The organism is Larsenimonas rhizosphaerae, assembly GCF_023700005.1.
Classification (GTDB): Bacteria; Pseudomonadota; Gammaproteobacteria; order Pseudomonadales; family Halomonadaceae; genus Larsenimonas; species Larsenimonas rhizosphaerae.
Genome location: NZ_JAMLJK010000006.1, coordinates 25,564 through 42,325 on the forward strand (window position 1 = coordinate 25,564; position 16,762 = coordinate 42,325).

The following is a 16,762-nucleotide window of genomic DNA, read 5'->3' on the forward strand; positions in this document are numbered from 1 at the left end:
GACTATCGTGCCACGTAAGACACCACTTAAGCGTTACCGTAATATTGGTATCGTTGCACACGTCGACGCTGGTAAGACTACGACGACCGAACGTGTACTGTTCTATACCGGCCTGTCTCACAAGGTAGGCGAAGTTCATGAAGGCGCAGCCACCATGGACTGGATGGAACAGGAGCAGGAGCGTGGTATTACCATCACCTCTGCTGCAACAACCTGTTTCTGGCAGGGCATGAGCAAGCAGTTTGATGAACACCGTATCAATATCATCGATACACCAGGACACGTTGACTTTACTATCGAAGTCGAACGTTCCCTGCGTGTTCTTGATGGCGCTGTTGTCGTACTGTGTGGCTCTTCCGGCGTTCAGCCGCAGACTGAAACCGTCTGGCGTCAGGCCAACAAGTATGAAGTTCCCCGCATGGTGTTCGTCAACAAGATGGACCGTGCGGGCGCTGACTTCTTCATGGTTGTAAATCAGCTGAAGGAGCGCCTTGGCGCCAACACTGTGCCGATCCAGATCAACTGGGGTGCAGAGGATGAGTTCAAGGGCGTAATCGATCTTATCCAGATGAAAGCCATTGTCTGGGACGAAGATAACTTCGGCATGAACTACGAGTTGGCAGATATTCCTGCCGACCTGCAGGAAACTGCCGAGAAGTTCCGCGAAGAGATGGTCGAGGCTGCAGCTGAAGGCTCTGATGAGTTGATGGAGAAGTACCTTGAAGAAGGTGAGCTGACCATCGAGGAAATCAAGGCCGGTCTGCGTACTCGTACGCTGGCCAACGAAATTGTTCTCGTTACCTGTGGTAGCGCCTTCAAGAACAAGGGCGTACAGGCTGTGCTGGACGGCGTTATCGAATACATGCCGTCTCCGACTGAAGTCAAGGCCATCGAAGGTGAGCTTGACGACAAGGACGGCACCATCGAAACGCGTGAAGCTGATGACTCTGCGCCGTTTGCGGCGTTGGCCTTCAAGATCGCCACTGACCCGTTTGTTGGTACGTTAACCTTCATTCGCGTCTATTCGGGCGTGCTGAAGTCTGGCGACAGCATTTTCAACTCGGTCAAGTCCAAGAAAGAGCGTGTTGGTCGTATCGTTCAGATGCACTCCAACTCGCGTGAAGAGATCAAGGAAGTATATGCAGGCGATATCGCTGCCTGCATCGGTCTCAAGGACGTTACTACCGGTGATACCCTGTGCGACATCAATGACAAGATCATTCTTGAGCGTATGGAATTCCCGGATCCCGTCATTTCCGTAGCGGTTGAGCCTAAATCCAAGGCTGACCAGGAAAAAATGGGTGTGGCGCTTGGCAAGCTGGCTCAGGAGGATCCGTCCTTCCGTGTCAAGACTGATGAAGAGACTGGTCAGACCATCATTTCCGGTATGGGTGAGCTGCACCTGGACATCATCGTTGACCGTATGCGTCGCGAGTTCAAGGTCGAGGCCAATATCGGCAAGCCTCAGGTGGCTTACCGTGAAACCATTCGTACTGGTGTCGAGCAGGAAGGCAAGTTTGTTCGTCAGTCCGGTGGTCGCGGCCAGTTTGGTCATGTATACCTTCGCATCGAGCCCCTGACCGCAGAGGACAAGGGTGAAGATGAGGAAATGACCTTCAAGTTCAATTCCGAAATCGTTGGTGGTGTCGTACCGAAAGAGTACGTCCCTGCTGTCGAGAAAGGTGCATTTGAACAGCTTCAAAATGGTGTCATCGCGGGCTATCCCATGATTGACGTCAAGGTCACGCTGTTCGACGGTTCCTACCACGACGTTGACTCCAACGAAAACGCTTTCAAGATTGCCTCTTCCATGGCGGTCAAGGAAGGCGCTCGCAAGGCTGGGGCGGTACTTCTCGAGCCTATGATGCGGGTTGAAGTAGTTACCCCTGAAGATTTCATGGGTGACGTTATGGGCGACCTCAACCGTCGCCGTGGTTTGGTCCAGGGCATGGATGACTCGTCTTCAGGCAAGATCATTCGTGCAATGGTCCCGCTGGGCGAGATGTTCGGTTATGCAACCGATCTGCGCTCACAGACCCAGGGCCGCGCAAGCTACTCCATGGAGTTTGCGAAGTACGATGAGGCGCCCAACAGCGTCGTCGAAGCCGTTATCAACCAAAACGGATAACCGTTTAGTCAAGTAAAGAGGTTATAGCAGTGGCTAAGGAAAAATTTGAACGTTCCAAACCGCACGTAAACGTCGGCACCATCGGTCACGTTGACCACGGTAAAACGACGCTGACAGCGGCTCTGACTCGCGTATCTGCCGAAGTTTTCGGTGGTGACTGGCGTGAGTTCAATACCATCGATAACGCTCCTGAAGAGCGCGAGCGTGGTATTACCATCGCAACGGCACACGTCGAGTATCAGTCTGAAGAGCGTCACTACGCGCACGTTGACTGCCCTGGGCACGCTGACTACGTCAAGAACATGATCACCGGTGCTGCGCAGATGGATGGCGCTATCCTGGTATGTTCCGCAGCTGACGGCCCCATGCCGCAGACTCGTGAGCACATCCTGCTTTCTCGTCAGGTTGGCGTTCCGTACATCGTTGTCTTCCTGAACAAGGCAGACATGGTCGATGACGAAGAGCTGCTCGAGCTGGTCGAAATGGAAGTTCGTGAGCTTCTCAACGAATACGACTTCCCGGGCGATGACACGCCGATCATCATCGGTTCTGCACTGATGGCGCTTGAAGGCAAGGACGACAACGGCATGGGTACTACTGCTGTTGCCAGCCTGATCAAGGCGCTTGACGAGTACATTCCGGAGCCGGAACGTGCCATCGATCAGCCGTTCCTGATGCCGATCGAAGACGTTTTCTCCATCTCCGGTCGTGGTACTGTTGTTACCGGTCGTATCGAGCGCGGTATCGTCAAGACTGGTGATGAAGTCGAAGTTGTCGGTATTCACGACACTACCAAGACTACCGTTACCGGTGTTGAGATGTTCCGTAAGCTGCTCGACGAAGGTCGTGCAGGCGAGAACGTTGGTGCGCTGCTGCGTGGCACCAAGCGTGATGACGTCGAGCGTGGTCAGGTTCTGGCCAAGACCGGCACCATCAAGCCGCACACCAAGTTCGAGTCCGAAGTTTATATCCTGTCCAAGGAAGAAGGTGGCCGTCATACGCCGTTCTTCAAGGGCTATCGTCCGCAGTTCTACTTCCGTACCACCGACGTGACCGGAACCTGTGAGCTGCCGGAAGGCGTTGAGATGGTAATGCCGGGCGACAACGTCCAGATGGTTATTACTCTGATCGCTCCGATCGCCATGGAAGACGGTCTGCGTTTCGCAATTCGTGAAGGCGGCCGTACCGTTGGCGCTGGCGTTGTAGCTAAAATCATCGAGTAATTTCGTTACTCGGGTATAAATAAGGGGGCTCGTCTCGAGCCCCTTTGTCATGTGTGTTTGACACTCATAGTTGGTCTGCCTATAATGCGCATCCTTTTAATGCGTAGGCGGGCGGCCAGGTTATAGTCGTCAGGTCGCCTTAATCCGTTGGAGTTCAGGGCTAATGCAGAACCAAAAAATTCGCATTCGGTTGAAAGCGTTCGACCATCGCCTGATTGATCAGTCCGCTCAGGAAATTGTTGAAACTGCCAAGCGTACTGGTGCACAGGTTCGTGGGCCGATCCCGCTGCCAACCAATCGCGAGCGTTACACCATTCTGGTTTCACCGCACGTCAACAAGGATGCGCGTGACCAGTATGAAATTCGTACACACAAGCGTGTGCTGGATATCGTCGAGCCGACAGAGAAAACTGTCGATGCCTTGATGAAGCTTGATCTGGCTGCTGGTGTTGACGTTCAAATTAAAGTTGATTAACCACCACACTAGTCACTTTGGTCTTCGCAAATAGAGCGAAACCACCGCGTCGGGATGACGCCATACAATGTGCTAGTGGAATGCTCTGGAAAGGGCAGCCATAGCGGGTGATAGCCCCGTACACTATAGGAGACTGAACATGACGATCGGTTTAGTCGGCAAGAAGAGCGGTATGACCCGCGTCTTCACCGAAGACGGCACGTCTGTGCCTGTAACCGTTATCGAAGTTGACCCTAATCGCGTAACTGCCGTCAAGACTCTTGAAGTCGATGGCTACCGTGCGATCCAGGTGACTTCTGGTTCCCGTAAAGCCAAGCACCTTTCTGAATCTGTTCGCGGCCAGTTCGCGAAAGCAGGTGTCGAGGCTGGACGGTCCCTGTCCGAGTTCCGCCTGGCGGATGGCGAAGAAGCGCCTGAAGTTGGTGGTGAGCTCACCGTATCCCTCTTTGAAGCTGGTCAGATGATTGACGTGACCGGCACGTCCAAGGGCAAGGGTTTTGCCGGTGCTGTCAAGCGCTGGAATTTCCGCACCCAGGACATGACTCACGGCAACTCCCTTTCTCACCGTGCACCAGGCTCCATTGGCCAGTGTCAGACCCCCGGTCGTGTCTTTAAAGGCAAGAAGATGGCGGGTCAGATGGGTAATGTGCGCAGCACTGTGCAGGGTCTTGAAATCGTGCGTGTAGACGCTGAGCGCAACCTGTTGCTCGTCAAGGGCGCCGTTCCCGGTGCACCAGGCAGCGACGTTGTTGTACGCAATGCCGTCAAAGCTCGCTGAGGGGTAGTTTCCAATGAATCTGAATCTTGCTGGAACAGGCGCTGGAGCTGTAGAGCTCTCTGAAGCGACCTTTGGTAAAGAGTTTAATGAAGCACTGGTTCATCAGGTGGTAACTGCCTATCTGGCAGGTGGTCGCCAGGGTACCCGTGCACAGAAAACCCGTAGTGATGTCAGCGGCGGAGGCAAGAAGCCGTGGCGTCAAAAAGGTACTGGCCGTGCTCGTGCCGGTACTATCCGTTCTCCGATCTGGCGCTCGGGCGGTGTTACCTTTGCGGCGCGTCCTCAGGACTTCTCGCAGAAGGTCAACCGCAAGATGTACCGTGCGGCCATGCGCTCCATTCTCTCCGAGCTGGTCCGTCAGGATCGCCTTGTGGCTGTTGAGTCCTTCAGCGTTGATGCGCCGAAGACCAAGCAGCTGGTTGGCAAGCTCAAGGAACTGGATCTCGAGAAGGTTCTTATCGTCACTGAAGATGTCGATCAGAATCTGTTCCTGGCTGCGCGTAATGTTCAAGACATTGACGTTGTCGATGTAGCTGCTGCTGATCCTGTTCGTCTGGTCGCCTATGACAAGGTGCTGATGACTGTTGCAGCACTGCGGAAGTTCGAGGAGAAGTTGGCATGAACCAGGAACGCATCTTCAAAGTGCTGCTCGGTCCGCACATGACCGAAAAGGCAGCCTTCGCTGCAGAGAAGAGCAACCAGTACGTGTTCAAGGTGGCCGCTGATGCGACCAAACCAGAGATCAAGAAAGCTGTTGAATCCCTGTTTGAAACTCGGGTCGCCGGCGTTCAGGTCCTGAACATGAAAGGCAAGGTCAAGCGCAGCGTTCGTGGCGAAGGTCGTCGTAAAGGGTATCGCAAGGCCTATGTAACACTGGCCCAGGGCGAAACTCTTGAAGACTTCACCGGTAACGAGTGAGGCAGGAGAACGGATCATGGCAGTAGTCAAGACTAAACCAACGTCCGCAGGTCGTCGTCACAAGGTTAAGATTGTAGACGAGTCCTTGCACAAGGGACGTCCTTACGCTCCGTTGCTCGAAGCACAGCATCGCAACGGTGGTCGTAACAATTATGGCCGTATCACCACACGTCACGTGGGTGGTGGTCATCGCCAGCATTACCGTTTGATCGATTTCAAACGGACCAAGGATGGCATTCCGGCAACTGTTGAGCGGATCGAATATGATCCCAACCGCAGCGCCAATATTGCTCTTCTGAAATATGCAGACGGCGAGCGTCGCTACATCATTGCACCGAAAGCCGTAGTGGCAGGTGATCGGCTTGAGTCTGGTGTCAACGCACCGATCAAGCGTGGTAATACGCTTCCGCTTCGTAATATCCCTGTGGGCTCTACCATCCACTGCATCGAGCTGAAGCCTGGCAAGGGCGCTCAGATGATCCGCAGTGCCGGTGCAAGCGCTCAGCTGGTTGCACGGGAAGGCAACTACGCCACCATTCGTCTGCGTTCAGGCGAGATGCGTCGTGTATTGTCCGAGTGTCGTGCCACCCTGGGTGAAGTAGGCAACTCCGAGCATAGCCTGCGTCAATTGGGCAAGGCCGGTGCCAAACGTTGGAAAGGGGTTCGCCCGACCGTTCGCGGCGTCGCGATGAACCCGGTTGACCACCCGCACGGCGGTGGTGAAGGTCGCACCAGTGGCGGTCGTCACCCGGTTAGTCCGTGGGGCATGCCGACCAAGGGTCACAAGACGCGCAAGAACAAGCGTACTGACAAGCTTATTGTCCGTCGCCGGAAAGCCAAGTAACAGGATATTAAGGGGTAACGGCTGTGCCACGTTCATTGAAGAAAGGTCCTTTTATTGACCTTCATCTTTTGAAGAAGGTCGAGGCGGCTGTGGAAAAGAACGACCGTAAACCAATCAAGACCTGGTCGCGTCGTTCAATGGTCCTGCCGAATATGGTTGGACTCACCATCGCTGTCCATAATGGTCGTCAGCATGTACCGGTCTATGTCTCTGAAGAGATGGTCGGTCACAAGCTCGGCGAATTTGCTGCCACCCGTACCTACCGCGGCCACGCGGCAGACAAGAAAGCCAAGCGGTAAGGAGCAAAGAAATGGAAGAAGTAGCTGCTAAATTGCGCGGCGCTAGTCTCTCTGCTCAGAAAGCTCGTTTGGTTGCTGATCAGGTACGGGGCAAGCCGGTTGCAGAAGCTATCGATCTGCTTACTTTTTCACCGAAAAAAGCGGCAACTCTGGTGAAGAAGGTTCTGCAGTCAGCGATTGCGAACGCTGAAGAAAACAACGGCATGGACATTGACGAGCTGCGAGTCTCGACTATCTGTGTCGATGAGGGCACGACGCTCAAGCGTATCCGCCCGCGAGCGAAAGGTCGCGCGGACCGGATCCTGAAGCGCACTTGCCACATCACCGTCAAGGTAGCTGAGAAGTAGGAGTCGACCAGATGGGTCAGAAAGTAAATCCAATTGGCATTCGCCTCGGGATCGTCAAGGACCATACGTCAGTCTGGTTCGCCGAGGGCGGTGCTTATGCAGACAAGTTGAACAACGATCTCAAGGTTCGTCGTTTTCTTGAAGAGCGTTTGAAGAACGCTTCTGTTAGCCGTATTCAGATCGAGCGTCCGGCCAACAATGCGCGTATCACCATTCATACTGCTCGTCCGGGCATCGTGATTGGCAAGAAAGGGGAAGACGTCGATCGTCTTCGTCGCGAACTGACCGAGATGATGGGCGTGCCTGTGCATGTCAACATCGAGGAAATTCGCAAGCCCGAGCTGGACGCCCAGCTGGTTGCACAGAATATCGCTGGTCAGCTTGAGCGCCGCGTCATGTTCCGTCGTGCCATGAAGCGCGCGGTACAGAATGCGATGCGCCTCGGCGCCAAGGGTATCAAGGTGCAGCTGTCAGGTCGTCTTGGTGGTGCTGAAATCGCACGTACTGAATGGTATCGCGAAGGTCGCGTGCCGCTTCATACGCTGCGTGCAGACATCGACTACTCGACGTACGAAGCACATACCACTTACGGCGTTATCGGCGTGAAAGTATGGGTCTTCAAAGGCGAAATCCTTGGCGGGATCGAAGAGGTGCGTGCCAAGCAGAAGCAGCCGCAGCAGCCTTCATCACCCAAGAAGAAAGGTTCAAGGTAAGGGGGTAGTCGATGTTACAGCCCAAACGTACAAAGTTCCGTAAGCAGCAGAAGGGCCGCAACCGCGGTCTGGCGCATCGCGGTAGCGATGTGAGCTTCGGCGAGTTTGGTCTCAAGGCCACGGGTCGTGGTCGTATTACGGCACGTCAGATCGAAGCCGGTCGTCGTGCAATTACCCGTCACGTAAAACGTGGCGGCAAGATCTGGATCCGCGTTTTCCCGGACAAGCCGATCTCCAACAAGCCGCTCGAAGTCCGTATGGGTAAAGGGAAAGGCTCAGTTGAATATTGGGTAGCCCAGATCCAGCCTGGCAAGGTGTTGTACGAGATCGAAGGCGTTTCTGAAGACCTCGCGCGTGAAGCATTCACGCTCGCAGCACAGAAAATGCCGATATCCACCACCTTTGTTAAACGGACGGTGATGTGATGAAAGCACAAGAACTTCGTGAACAGTCTGTCGAGTCGCTTCAGGGTCGGTTGCTGGAGCTTCTCCGCGAGCAGTTCAACCTGCGGATGCAGAAAAACACCGGTCAGTTGACCCAGGTGCATATGCTCAAGCAGGTCCGTCGCGACATCGCACGCGTCAAGACCACGCTCAATGAGAAGTCAGGTGACTGAGATGGCTGAAGAAAAGAAAGCACGCCGGCTCACTGGCAAGGTAGTGAGCGACAAGATGGAGAAATCCGTCGTTGTAATGATCGAGCGTCGTGAGCGCCATCCCATTTACGGGAAGTACATGAAGCGCTCCACGAAGCTGCACGCCCATGACGAAACCAACCAGGCACGTCTTGGCGATACTGTTTCAATTGAAGAGTGTCGTCCGCTTTCCAAAAAGAAAGCATGGACTCTGGTCGAAGTGGTAGAGCAGTCCAAGGGGTAATCCCCTGGGCTCTCCCGTGCAGTCAATAGGTTTGGAGAAAACCAATGATTCAAACGCAAACAATGCTGGATGTTGCGGACAATAGCGGCGCTCGCCGTGTCCAGTGCATCAAGGTGCTGGGCGGGTCCCATCGCCGTTATGCACGTGTTGGCGACGTCATCAAAGTTACGGTCAAGGAAGCTATTCCGCGCGGCCGTGTCAAGAAAGGCCAGGTCTTGAAGGCCGTGGTCGTTCGTACACGCAGCGGTGTTCGTCGTCCGGATGGATCTTTGATCCGCTTCGATGGAAATGCAGCCGTTCTGTTGAATAACACCAACGAGCAGCCCATTGGTACTCGTATCTTCGGGCCGGTGACTCGTGAACTTCGTACTGAAAAGTTCATGAAAATCATTTCCTTGGCGCCTGAAGTGCTGTAAGGAGCGAGGCGGAAATATGCGCAAGATCAAACGTGACGACGAAGTGATCGTCATCGCCGGAAAAGACAAGGGCAAACGTGGTACCGTTAAACGTGTACTGCACGATGGCCGCTTTGTCATAGCTGGTGTGAATATGGTTAAACGTCACACCAAGCCAAACCCGATGCTGGGTACTCAAGGGGGTATCGTCGAGCGCGAAGCTCCGATCCACGGTTCCAATGTCGCTATCTTCAACCAGGAGACAGGCAAGGCGGATCGGGTCGGCTTTCTGGTGCAAGATGACGGTACCAAGGTCCGTATCTTCAAGTCGACGCAAAAGCAGATCGACGCCTAACGCGACTCGGGTGGCAACATGGCGAATTTGAAAGAGCAGTATCAAAACGAGGTCAAAGCCAAGCTCAAGGAGCATTTTGGCTATGACAGTGTGATGCAGGTTCCAAGCATCACAAAAATTACACTGAACATGGGTGTCGGTGAAGCGACCAGCGACAAGAAGCTGATCGAGAACGCTGCTGCGGATCTCGAAAAGCTGTCCGGTCAAAAGCCCATCATTACCAAGGCGCGCAAATCCGTTGCTGGCTTCAAGGTCCGCGAAGGTTGGCCCATTGGTGTGAAGGTGACACTGCGTCGCGAACGTATGTGGGAATTCCTCGATCGTCTCGTTAACATTGCGATTCCGCGTGTTCGTGACTTCCGTGGTCTGAACCCCAAGTCGTTCGATGGTCGCGGCAACTACTCCATGGGTGTCCGTGAGCAGATCATTTTCCCGGAAATCGAATATGACAAGGTCGATCGGGTTCGTGGTCTGGATATCACGATCACTACCAGTGCCAACTCTGACGAGGAAGGCCGTGCGCTGCTGAGCGCGCTTAGCTTCCCGTTCAAGAAATAAGGTTGAGTCATGGCTAAAAAGAGCATGGTTGAGCGTGAACTGAAGCGTACCAAACTGGTAGAAAAGTATGCTGCCAAGCGCGCTCAGCTCAAGGCCGTTATCCTGGATGTTAATTCATCTGAAGAAGAGCGCTTCGAAGCCCAGCTTCAGTTACAGAAGCTGCCGCGTGATTCCAGCCCGGTGCGTCAGCGTAATCGCTGCCGTATCACCGGCCGTCCCCATGGTTTCTACAACAAGTTCGGCCTTGGTCGTAACAAGTTGCGTGAAGCAGCCATGCGTGGTGACGTGCCCGGTTTGACCAAGTCCAGCTGGTAATCACGTTAATCAGGAGCGCACTATATGAGCATGCAAGACACTCTAGCGGATATGCTTACCCGCATCCGCAATGCGCAAGCCGCCACCAAGGAGACGGTTTCCATGCCGTCTTCGAAGTTGAAAGTGCAAGTGGCTCGCGTTTTGAAAGAAGAAGGCTATATCGCGGATTCCGTGGTGGAAGGTGAAGAGAAGCCTCAGCTGGTTGTGACCCTCAAGTACTTTGAAGGTCGCCCGGTCATTGAGCATCTTCAGCGTGTTTCCAAGCCTTCCCTTCGCATCTACAAGGGCAAGGACGAGTTGCCGCGTGTGTCTGACGGTCTGGGTGTGGCGATTGTTTCCACGTCCCAGGGTGTCATGACTGATCGCGCTGCGCGCCAGGCCGGCGTTGGCGGTGAAGTTATCTGCACCGTATTCTAGGAGTGATGAATGTCCAGGATCGCAAAGTATCCCGTTACACTGCCTAACGGTGTTGAGGTTAACCTCGACAGTAACAAGCTGACTGTTAAAGGCAGTCAGGGTCAGCTTGAGATAGCTATCCACAACGAAGTGGTTGTCGGTCAGGAAGACAACCAGTTGACCTTCAAGCCCAGCGAGTCAGCCAAAAGCTGGGCCATGGCCGGGACCACCCGTGCTCTGGTCAACAATATGGTCGTTGGTGTAACCACCGGCTTCACCCGCACCCTTGAAATCAATGGCGTGGGTTACCGTGCTCAGGTCAGCGGAGACACGCTGAATCTGACACTCGGTTTTTCCCACCCGGTCGAGTACAAGCTGCCTGAAGGTGTAACGGCCGAAACGCCCAAAAACACCGTTATCGTTCTGAAAAGTGCGGACAAGCAGCGTCTCGGTCAGGTTGCAGCCGAGATTCGTGCGTTCCGTCCGCCGGAACCTTACAAGGGCAAGGGTATTCGTTATGGCGACGAACAGGTTCGCCGTAAAGAAGCCAAAAAGAAATAGGGCAGGGTTATGAACGCGAAGAAAGAATCCCGTCTCCGTCGCGCCCGCCGCACGCGTGCCAAGATCCGCGAGCTGGGCATCGACCGCCTGTGCGTCAATCGCACGCCCCGTCATATGTACGCGCAGATCATTTCTGCCGACGGTGGCAAGGTACTGGCGAGCGCATCTACGCTGGACAGCTCGCTGCGTGATGGCGCGTCCGGCAATATCGAGGCTGCCGCCAAGGTCGGTACTCTTCTGGCCGAGCGTGCCAAGGAAGCCGGCATTACTGACGTAGCCTTTGACCGTTCCGGTTTCCGTTTTCACGGTCGCGTAAAGGCTCTTGCCGACGCGGCTCGTGAAGGCGGTCTGCAATTCTAAAGGGTTCTACGATGGCGAATAATGAACAGAAAGCAAACGGTGATCTGCAGGAAAAGCTGGTTCAGATCAACCGTGTTGCCAAGGTAGTCAAGGGTGGCCGTATCTTCGGTTTCACCGCTCTGACTGTCGTTGGTGACGGCAAGGGCAAGGTCGGCTTCGGTCGCGGCAAGGCACGTGAAGTGCCTGTTGCTATCCAGAAAGCCATGGACCAGGCTCATCGCAACATGGTCAAGGTTGAGCTGAAAGGCCATACCCTGCAGTATCCTGTACGTGCCAACCATGGTGCGTCCAAGGTGTACATGCAGCCAGCTTCCGAAGGTACTGGAATCATTGCCGGTGGTGCCATGCGTTCCGTACTGGAACTGGCCGGTGTTCATGACGTTCTGGCCAAGTGCTACGGCTCCACCAATCCGGTGAACGTGGTTCGCGCAACTGTCAAGGGTCTGGCGTCCATGCGCTCTCCCGAAGACATTGCTGCGAAACGTGGCCTCTCCGTCGAAGCTATTACGGGGTAATGACCATGGCAGCTACTATCAAAATCACCCAGGTTCGCAGCACGATCGGCGTTCTTGAAAAGCACAGGGCCACCATGCGTGGCCTTGGACTTCGCCGCATCAATCACACTGTTGAACTGGAAGACACCCCTGCCGTACGCGGTATGATCAACAAGGTTAATTACCTTGTACGTGTTGAGGGAGAGTAATCCATGAAACTGAATACGCTTAGCCCGGCTCCGGGTTCCAAGCAGGCTGCCAAACGTGTCGGACGCGGTATCGGTTCCGGCCTTGGCAAGACCGGCGGTCGCGGTCACAAGGGTCTGAAGTCCCGCTCTGGCGGGTCTGTCAAGCCTGGTTTTGAAGGCGGTCAGATGCCGCTGCAGCGTCGTCTGCCCAAGTTCGGCTTTACATCTCACAAGGCGCTCAAGTCTGAAGAGATCCGTCTTGCTGAACTCGGTCTGGTCGAAGGCGATGTGGCCGATCTGGACAGCCTGAAGAAAGCCAACGTCCTGAAGGATTCGACCCTGTTTGCAAAGGTCATTCTTTCCGGTGAACTGAACAAGGCAGTTACTGTTCGCGGTCTCAAGGTCACCAAGGGTGCCCGTGCTGCGATTGAAGCTGCCGGCGGCAAGGTAGAGGACTAAATGGCGAAGTCAGGAAAAATGCCGGCGAACGCGCAAGGTGGCTTGAGCGAGCTTTGGGCTCGCCTTCGCTTCGTGTTTCTTGCGATTGTGGTGTATCGCCTAGGTGCCCACATTCCCGTTCCCGGCGTCAATCCTGACCAGCTTGCTGCCCTGTTCAGGGAAAACCAGGGCACCATCCTGAGTCTGTTCAATATGTTCTCAGGGGGTGCGCTGGAGCGAATGAGCATCTTCGCGCTGGGCATTATGCCCTACATTTCCGCGTCGATTATCATGCAGCTCCTGACCGTGGTCTCTCCTCAGCTTGAACAGCTGAAAAAGGAGGGGGAGGCTGGCCGTCGCAAGATCAGTCAGTACACCCGTTACGCCACGGTCGTTCTTGCATTGGTTCAGTCGATCGGTATGGCAGTAGGTCTGGTCGGAAATGGAGTCGCCTACAGTGCCGACATCAGTTTCTATTTCACTGCTGTCGTAACATTTGTGGCCGGTGCCGTCTTCCTTATGTGGCTAGGCGAGCAGATTACCGAGAAGGGTATCGGTAACGGTATTTCCCTGATCATCTTTTCAGGCATCGTTGCAGGGCTTCCCAGTGCGCTGGGACAGTCTTTCGAGCTTGCCAGAAATGATGGTGCATGGAACGTGCTTCCCTTGCTGGCGCTGGGTGCGCTGGCCATTGCTACCGTTGCTTTCGTTGTGTTCATCGAACGTGGGCAGCGTCGTATCAAGGTCAACTATCCGCGTCGTCAGGTCGGCAACAAGATGTATGCGGGCCAAAGCAGCTATCTCCCGATGAAGGTCAACATGGCGGGTGTTATTCCACCGATCTTTGCCTCGAGTATCCTGCTGTTCCCGGCTTCCATTGGTCAGTGGTTCGGCCAGGGATCCGGAATGGAATGGCTTCAGACCGTATCTCAGGCTCTGGGCCCAGGCCAACCGCTTTACATCTTGCTTTTTGCTGTTGCCGTAGTATTCTTCTGCTTCTTTTATACGGCTCTCGTCTTCAATCCGAAGGACGTGGCCGATAACTTGAAGAAATCCGGTGCCTTCCTGCCCGGTATTCGGCCAGGTGAGCAAACCACGCGTTACATCGACAAGGTGATGACGCGACTCACGCTATTTGGCGCACTTTACATCACGCTTGTATCCCTGATGCCTCAATTCCTCATGGTGGCGTGGCAGGTTCCGTTCTACTTCGGTGGCACGTCCCTGTTGATCGTTGTTGTGGTGATTATGGATTTCATGGCTCAAGTGCAGTCGCACCTTATGTCTCACCAGTATGAATCGGTGATGAAAAAGGCCAACCTCAAGGGGTACGGCAGCGGCAGTATGATGCGTTGATGCACCAGCTGAGCAACTTGGAGTGAACGATGAAAGTTCGAGCCTCTGTAAAAAAGATTTGCCGAAACTGCAAGATTATTCGGCGTCGTGGCGCGGTTCGCGTAATCTGCGATGAGCCTCGTCACAAACAGCGTCAGGGTTAATTGCCCAGTCACTGTTCGTTATAAGAGGTGCGGCGGTTATCCTTGCCCATCCGGGCAATAAGGGATATACTGTCGCGCCTTTTTATAGACTTATCAACCGAGCAAGCCGCTCAATAGTCGGAGAAAGCTGATGGCCCGTATTGCAGGCGTCAATATCCCGGACAACAAGCATGCGGCGATCTCGCTGACTTACATCTACGGGATCGGCCGGACTCGCGCGCAGCAAATCTGCGCAGCTGTCGGCATCGAAGCAAGTTCCAAGGTAGGCGAACTGTCTGCTGAAAAACTTGATGAGGTGCGCAGTGAAGTCGGCAAATATATCGTAGAAGGCGATCTTCGCCGTGAGATTACGCTTAACATCAAGCGTCTCATGGACCTGGGTTGCTATCGTGGTCTGCGCCATCGTCGCAGTCTTCCGATGCGTGGACAACGCACGAAGACGAATGCGCGTACCCGTAAAGGTCCGCGTAAACCGATTCGCAAATAACGCACGTTCCGGCGTTTGACATCAGGAAACATCAACATGGCTAACCCGCGTACTAATCGCAAAAAGGTTAAAAAGCAGGTTGTGGACGCTATCGCCCACATCCATGCCTCTTTTAACAACACGATCGTTACGATCACAGACCGCCAGGGCAATGCGCTCTCCTGGGCCACTGCCGGTGGGTCGGGTTTTCGTGGTTCTCGCAAGAGCACCCCGTTCGCTGCTCAAGTAGCAAGCGAACGTGCAGCGACTGCTGCAGCCGAGTATGGTGTGAAAAACGTCGACGTGCTGGTCAAGGGCCCGGGCCCAGGCCGTGAGTCCGCCGTGCGGGCATTGAATGCCGCCGGTTTCCGCGTGCAAAGCATCACAGACGCGACACCCGTTCCCCACAACGGTTGCCGTCCGCCTAAGAAACGCCGCGTTTAAGGAGAAGGACTTATGGCACGTTATACAGGACCAAGTTGCAAGCTTTCTCGTCGTGAAGGTACTGACCTCTTTCTGAAAAGTGGCGTTACCCCGTTCGAGAAGAAGTGCAAGTCCGAACAGCCCCCGGGCCAGCATGGCCAGCGCCGTCAACGTCTTTCCGACTACGGCATGCAGCTTCGTGAGAAGCAAAAAGTTCGCCGCATGTATGGCGTACTTGAAAAACAGTTCCGCAATTACTACAAAGCGGCCGCTCGTCAGAAGGGCGCAACAGGTGAAGTACTGCTTCAGCTGCTTGAAACCCGTCTGGACAATGTCGTCTATCGTATGGGCTTCGGGTCTACCCGAGCCGAGGCGCGTCAGCTGGTCAGCCACAAGGCGATTTCCGTCAATGGCAAGACAGTTAACGTTGCTTCTTACAAGGTACGGCCGGGTGACGTGATTGCTGTTCGTGAAAAGTCCAAGAATCAGTCTCGTATCCAGAGTGCCCTGCAGATTGCCGGGAACCGTGGTGACGTGTCCTGGATCGATGTGGACAGCAAGAAAATGGAAGGTTCCTTCAAGTCCCTTCCGGAGCGTAGCGATTTGTCTGCCGACATCAACGAGAATCTTATCGTTGAGCTGTACTCCAAGTAATCCCAAAGCCGCAACGAAGAGTATCCGTTTGGCAGCCTTAAAGGTGTTCTTATGCAGCGTTCAGTGACCGAGTTTCTTCGCCCCCGTGATATCAAGGTCGAAGAAATCAATGCCAACCACGCCAAGATTGTTCTCGAACCGTTCGAGCGTGGTTTTGGCCACACTTTGGGGAACGCATTGCGTCGTATCCTCTTGTCTTCCATGCCTGGTTGTGCGGTCGTGGAAGCCGAGATCGAAGGCGTCTTGCATGAGTACAGCGCGGTAGAAGGGGTCCAGGAGGACGTCATTGAGATTCTTCTGAATCTCAAGGATGTGGCGTTCAGAATGCACGGACGTGATGAAGCATCTGTCACGCTGAGCAAGAAGGGGCCGGGTGTGCTGACGGCCGGTGATATCGTTGTCGATCACGACATTGATATCGTTAATCCGGATCACGTCATTGCTCACCTCAATGATGGTGGCGAGCTCAAGATGCAGCTTCATGTCGCACGTGGACGTGGCTATGAGCCAGCAGACGTGCGTACTCAGGCTGAAGACGAGTCTCGCCCCATCGGTCGCCTGCAGCTGGATGCTACCTTCAGCCCTGTGCGTCGGGTCTCTTATTCCGTTGAGGCCGCCCGTGTCGAACAGCGTACGGACCTCGATAAGCTTGTTATCGATCTGGAAACTGATGGCACGCTCGACCCGGAAGAAGCTATTCGTCGCAGCGCTACAATCTTGCAAGAGCAGCTTGCAGCTTTCGTTGACCTCGAAGCCGATAAAGAGCAAGAGGTTGAAGAGGAAGAAGAGCAAATCGATCCGATTCTGCTTCGCCCTGTAGACGATCTCGAGTTGACCGTTCGCAGCGCCAACTGTCTCAAGGCCGAGAATATTTATTACATCGGTGACCTGATTCAGCGCTCTGAAGTAGAGCTTCTGAAAACGCCGAACCTCGGTAAAAAGTCCTTGAATGAAATCAAGGATGTACTTGAGGCTCGTGGCCTGTCTCTCGGCATGCGGCTTGATAATTGGCCGCCCGCGAGTTTGAAAGACGACAAGGCCTCCGCCTGAACGGGTG

The 16,762-nt window shown here is 54.4% G+C and carries 29 protein-coding genes; all 29 read left to right on the plus strand.

Annotated elements, in window-relative coordinates; genetic code table 11:
• The first annotated feature begins 7 nt into the window (after window positions 1-7).
• Window positions 8-2,128, plus strand: a complete 2,121-nt coding sequence (gene fusA / locus NAT21_RS14900; protein WP_250939642.1) for an elongation factor G — start codon at window positions 8-10, stop codon at window positions 2,126-2,128.
• A gap of 29 nt (window positions 2,129-2,157) precedes the next feature.
• Window positions 2,158-3,351 (plus strand): elongation factor Tu, encoded by a 1,194-nt coding sequence (gene tuf, locus NAT21_RS14905; RefSeq protein WP_250939643.1) that lies wholly within the window; start codon window positions 2,158-2,160, stop codon window positions 3,349-3,351.
• A gap of 163 nt (window positions 3,352-3,514) precedes the next feature.
• Window positions 3,515-3,826 carry a 30S ribosomal protein S10 gene (rpsJ, locus tag NAT21_RS14910; RefSeq protein WP_250939644.1) on the plus strand — a complete coding sequence of 104 codons (312 nt, stop codon included), beginning with the start codon at window positions 3,515-3,517 and terminating at the stop codon, window positions 3,824-3,826.
• Window positions 3,827-3,965: 139 nt separating this feature from the next.
• On the plus strand, window positions 3,966-4,604 hold the full coding sequence (gene rplC, locus NAT21_RS14915; RefSeq protein ID WP_250939645.1) for a 50S ribosomal protein L3: 639 nt from the start codon (window positions 3,966-3,968) through the stop codon (window positions 4,602-4,604).
• Window positions 4,605-4,617: 13 nt separating this feature from the next.
• A complete protein-coding gene (rplD, locus tag NAT21_RS14920) occupies window positions 4,618-5,226 on the plus strand; it encodes a 50S ribosomal protein L4 (RefSeq protein WP_250939646.1) in 609 nt (202 codons plus the stop codon).
• A complete protein-coding gene (gene rplW, locus NAT21_RS14925) occupies window positions 5,223-5,522 on the plus strand; it encodes a 50S ribosomal protein L23 (RefSeq protein WP_250939648.1) in 300 nt (99 codons plus the stop codon). Before rplD ends, rplW begins: the two co-directional genes overlap by 4 nt.
• Before the next feature lie 16 nt (window positions 5,523-5,538).
• Window positions 5,539-6,366, plus strand: coding sequence for a 50S ribosomal protein L2 (rplB, locus tag NAT21_RS14930; protein WP_250939650.1), 828 nt, complete (start codon window positions 5,539-5,541; stop codon window positions 6,364-6,366).
• 23 nt (window positions 6,367-6,389) lie between these two features.
• A complete protein-coding gene (gene rpsS / locus NAT21_RS14935; protein WP_250939651.1) occupies window positions 6,390-6,665 on the plus strand; it encodes a 30S ribosomal protein S19 in 276 nt (91 codons plus the stop codon).
• An 11-nt stretch (window positions 6,666-6,676) separates the two neighbouring features.
• The gene (gene rplV, locus NAT21_RS14940; protein WP_250939653.1) at window positions 6,677-7,012 is read left to right on the plus strand and encodes a 50S ribosomal protein L22; all 336 of its coding nucleotides are present in this window, start codon (window positions 6,677-6,679) and stop codon (window positions 7,010-7,012) included.
• An 11-nt stretch (window positions 7,013-7,023) separates the two neighbouring features.
• On the plus strand, window positions 7,024-7,725 hold the full coding sequence (gene rpsC, locus NAT21_RS14945; protein WP_250939655.1) for a 30S ribosomal protein S3: 702 nt from the start codon (window positions 7,024-7,026) through the stop codon (window positions 7,723-7,725).
• A gap of 11 nt (window positions 7,726-7,736) precedes the next feature.
• On the plus strand, window positions 7,737-8,150 hold the full coding sequence (gene rplP, locus NAT21_RS14950) for a 50S ribosomal protein L16 (protein ID WP_250939657.1): 414 nt from the start codon (window positions 7,737-7,739) through the stop codon (window positions 8,148-8,150).
• On the plus strand, window positions 8,150-8,341 hold the full coding sequence (rpmC, locus tag NAT21_RS14955; protein WP_250939659.1) for a 50S ribosomal protein L29: 192 nt from the start codon (window positions 8,150-8,152) through the stop codon (window positions 8,339-8,341). Before rplP ends, rpmC begins: the two co-directional genes overlap by 1 nt.
• Before the next feature lies 1 nt (window position 8,342).
• Window positions 8,343-8,603: a 30S ribosomal protein S17 gene (gene rpsQ / locus NAT21_RS14960; RefSeq protein WP_250939830.1), complete on the plus strand. Its 261-nt coding sequence runs from the start codon at window positions 8,343-8,345 to the stop codon at window positions 8,601-8,603.
• A 44-nt stretch (window positions 8,604-8,647) separates the two neighbouring features.
• Window positions 8,648-9,019 (plus strand): 50S ribosomal protein L14, encoded by a 372-nt coding sequence (gene rplN / locus NAT21_RS14965; protein WP_250939661.1) that lies wholly within the window; start codon window positions 8,648-8,650, stop codon window positions 9,017-9,019.
• Between the two features lie 16 nt (window positions 9,020-9,035).
• Window positions 9,036-9,353, plus strand: a complete 318-nt coding sequence (gene rplX / locus NAT21_RS14970; RefSeq protein WP_250939664.1) for a 50S ribosomal protein L24 — start codon at window positions 9,036-9,038, stop codon at window positions 9,351-9,353.
• An 18-nt stretch (window positions 9,354-9,371) separates the two neighbouring features.
• Complete coding sequence (gene rplE / locus NAT21_RS14975; RefSeq protein WP_250939666.1) at window positions 9,372-9,911, plus strand: 50S ribosomal protein L5; 540 nt, start codon at window positions 9,372-9,374, stop codon at window positions 9,909-9,911.
• A gap of 9 nt (window positions 9,912-9,920) precedes the next feature.
• On the plus strand, window positions 9,921-10,226 hold the full coding sequence (rpsN, locus tag NAT21_RS14980) for a 30S ribosomal protein S14 (protein ID WP_250939668.1): 306 nt from the start codon (window positions 9,921-9,923) through the stop codon (window positions 10,224-10,226).
• A gap of 24 nt (window positions 10,227-10,250) precedes the next feature.
• Entirely contained in the window at window positions 10,251-10,643 is a 393-nt protein-coding gene (gene rpsH / locus NAT21_RS14985) for a 30S ribosomal protein S8 (RefSeq protein WP_250939670.1), read from the plus strand.
• 9 nt (window positions 10,644-10,652) lie between these two features.
• Window positions 10,653-11,183, plus strand: coding sequence for a 50S ribosomal protein L6 (gene rplF, locus NAT21_RS14990; RefSeq protein ID WP_250939672.1), 531 nt, complete (start codon window positions 10,653-10,655; stop codon window positions 11,181-11,183).
• 9 nt (window positions 11,184-11,192) lie between these two features.
• Entirely contained in the window at window positions 11,193-11,543 is a 351-nt protein-coding gene (gene rplR / locus NAT21_RS14995; RefSeq protein ID WP_250939674.1) for a 50S ribosomal protein L18, read from the plus strand.
• Window positions 11,544-11,554: 11 nt separating this feature from the next.
• Window positions 11,555-12,058, plus strand: a complete 504-nt coding sequence (rpsE, locus tag NAT21_RS15000) for a 30S ribosomal protein S5 (RefSeq protein WP_250939676.1) — start codon at window positions 11,555-11,557, stop codon at window positions 12,056-12,058.
• Between the two features lie 5 nt (window positions 12,059-12,063).
• Window positions 12,064-12,246: a 50S ribosomal protein L30 gene (gene rpmD / locus NAT21_RS15005; RefSeq protein ID WP_250939678.1), complete on the plus strand. Its 183-nt coding sequence runs from the start codon at window positions 12,064-12,066 to the stop codon at window positions 12,244-12,246.
• A 3-nt stretch (window positions 12,247-12,249) separates the two neighbouring features.
• A complete protein-coding gene (gene rplO / locus NAT21_RS15010; RefSeq protein WP_250939680.1) occupies window positions 12,250-12,684 on the plus strand; it encodes a 50S ribosomal protein L15 in 435 nt (144 codons plus the stop codon).
• Window positions 12,685-14,019, plus strand: a complete 1,335-nt coding sequence (gene secY / locus NAT21_RS15015) for a preprotein translocase subunit SecY (protein WP_250939682.1) — start codon at window positions 12,685-12,687, stop codon at window positions 14,017-14,019. It begins immediately after the preceding gene.
• A gap of 29 nt (window positions 14,020-14,048) precedes the next feature.
• Complete coding sequence (rpmJ, locus tag NAT21_RS15020; protein WP_250939684.1) at window positions 14,049-14,162, plus strand: 50S ribosomal protein L36; 114 nt, start codon at window positions 14,049-14,051, stop codon at window positions 14,160-14,162.
• A gap of 130 nt (window positions 14,163-14,292) precedes the next feature.
• Window positions 14,293-14,649, plus strand: a complete 357-nt coding sequence (gene rpsM / locus NAT21_RS15025) for a 30S ribosomal protein S13 (protein ID WP_250939686.1) — start codon at window positions 14,293-14,295, stop codon at window positions 14,647-14,649.
• 36 nt (window positions 14,650-14,685) lie between these two features.
• A complete protein-coding gene (rpsK, locus tag NAT21_RS15030; RefSeq protein ID WP_250939688.1) occupies window positions 14,686-15,072 on the plus strand; it encodes a 30S ribosomal protein S11 in 387 nt (128 codons plus the stop codon).
• A 12-nt stretch (window positions 15,073-15,084) separates the two neighbouring features.
• Complete coding sequence (rpsD, locus tag NAT21_RS15035) at window positions 15,085-15,705, plus strand: 30S ribosomal protein S4 (RefSeq protein WP_250939690.1); 621 nt, start codon at window positions 15,085-15,087, stop codon at window positions 15,703-15,705.
• 51 nt (window positions 15,706-15,756) lie between these two features.
• Complete coding sequence (locus NAT21_RS15040) at window positions 15,757-16,755, plus strand: DNA-directed RNA polymerase subunit alpha (RefSeq protein ID WP_250939692.1); 999 nt, start codon at window positions 15,757-15,759, stop codon at window positions 16,753-16,755.
• Window positions 16,756-16,762 lie beyond the last annotated feature (7 nt).